The 1,851-nt window shown below is 40.5% G+C and carries 2 protein-coding genes; both read right to left on the bottom strand.

Annotated elements, in window-relative coordinates; all coding sequences use genetic code 11:
* Nucleotides 1-998: sensor histidine kinase (locus ACRCJ0_RS13060; RefSeq protein ID WP_431390699.1), on the bottom strand; the 998-nt coding region annotated here is incomplete at its 3' end.
* A 164-nt stretch (nt 999-1,162) separates the two neighbouring features.
* Entirely contained in the window at nt 1,163-1,846 is a 684-nt protein-coding gene (locus tag ACRCJ0_RS13055) for a response regulator transcription factor (RefSeq protein WP_016897171.1), read from the bottom strand.
* Nucleotides 1,847-1,851: the final 5 nt, after the last annotated feature.

Below are 1,851 nucleotides of genomic sequence, written 5' to 3'. Positions count from 1 at the left end.
CCCGTCTGCGGCTCAGTTCGAGATTTATCCCCCCGATAAAATCTCTGGAATAGGTCCTTCAGTTGCCCCTTAGGAATCTTAGCGCCGTCATTTTCAACGACAAACTTGGTCTTTTCTTGGTCTTGATAGATTGAAATCCTGATATACTTACCCTTTCCACCATATTTAAAGGCATTGGTAAATAAATTGGAAAAAATACGTACAAATTTTTCTGGGTCAATATCGACTAGGATATTGTCATCCGGTTCGGCCACAATTTGAAATTCACGGCCGACTTTATTGGCCTCTAATTCAAACTCTACCGTAATTTGTTCTACCATACGTACCACATTGATCCGGTTAATAGCCAACTTAGTATCCACTTGTTTGACCTTAGTATATTCAAACAAATCTTCAGTCATCCGTTGCATTTGAATGGCCTTATCGTAAGCAATATTGATATACTTCATAGCCTTTTCTGGGTCTTTCAACCCTTCCTGCTTCAATAAGGTCAAGTAACCAATCACGGAAGTAAGCGGCGTCCGAATGTCATGACTCATATTGGTTATCAAGTCATCCTTAGACTGTTCAATCCGCCGCTCTTCTTCCCGTGCTTTAACAGTGGAGTCGACCAAACGATTAATCGAATCTACAACCGGCTGCATCCCATTCAACTCGGAAGTAGAAATCTTATGATGGTAGTTTCCTTGCGAAATATAGTGCAGCTCTTCAAGCACATAGCCCAATTGAACCGCCCGTAGCCGCCGATAAATCCGCCAGCCAACAAAGGAAACACTCATCACCAAGTAAACCACGGTTAGAGACAGAAAGAAATTTTGTTGAAATTGTGGGTGGACAAAAAAAGAGCCAGGATATGTCCGTAACAAGACTGAATAATTGGTTTCATAGACCGTGATCAACACGAACATTAAGCCAAAATACAGTATGACCAATATCGCTAGCCACACAATCGCTTCAAAAAAAAGCTCTGTATGCATTCTACTTTTCTTTTTTTGCAAGAGCGCACCTTCTAACTATTACTGTCATTGAACTATTAACTACCTAACCGACTAACTGGCTACTATAAAAATGTAAAAAAGACTAGGGGCATTGATACCAATATCGCATTCCCCAGTCTTACTGAACATTCGCCGTGATACCAGACGCTTTCTATACTTAGCGCTTAGGCTGTAATTTTATAACCTACACCCCAAACAGTTGAGATTACCTTGTCCCCACCTGTAGCTTCACCAATCTTATCACGCAAATGGCTCACGTGGACCATAACAGTCTTCGCTGATACCACAGACTCTTGCTGCCATACACGTTCAAAAATCTCGTCAGCAGAGAATACGTTATTTGGATTACTAGCTAGTAAGTATAATATACCAAATTCTAGCGCAGTTAGTTGAATTTGTTGACCATCTGTTGTCGTTACCTCATGAGAATTTTTGTTAATTACAAGCGGGCCAACTTCAATCGTTGCTGAATCATCGCCAGCTGTAGAAGCACGACGCAATAAAGACTTGATACGAGCCATAACTTCAAGCGGGTTAAAGGGTTTCGTTACATAATCATCCGCACCAGTCGTTAAACCAGAAATCTTGTCCATATCAGACGATTTAGCAGATAATAGTAAGATTGGCATATCCACATCACGTTTCCGCAACTCCTTGATCACCGTAATTCCGTCCTTACCAGGCATCATAATATCCAATACCATCATAGCAATATCAGGATTCTCAGCAATTTTCTTCAAGGCCTCATCCCCATCAAAAGCCTGGATTACCTCGTAGTCTTCATTTGTAGCATATATAGTTAATAATTCAACGATTTCCTTATCGTCATCAGTAATTAAAATTTTCATTAGGT

It is taken from the genome of Aerococcus sp. L_32 (assembly GCF_050689315.1).
Note: the sequence above shows the minus strand (reverse complement) of the source record. Positions and strands in the feature narration are given on the sequence as shown.

Bases quoted from the DNA above. Each gene is read 5' to 3' on its own strand.
- ACRCJ0_RS13055 (WP_016897171.1), bottom strand. From the start codon at position 1,846: ATGAAAATTTTAATTACTGATGACGATAAGGAAATCGTTGAATTATTA.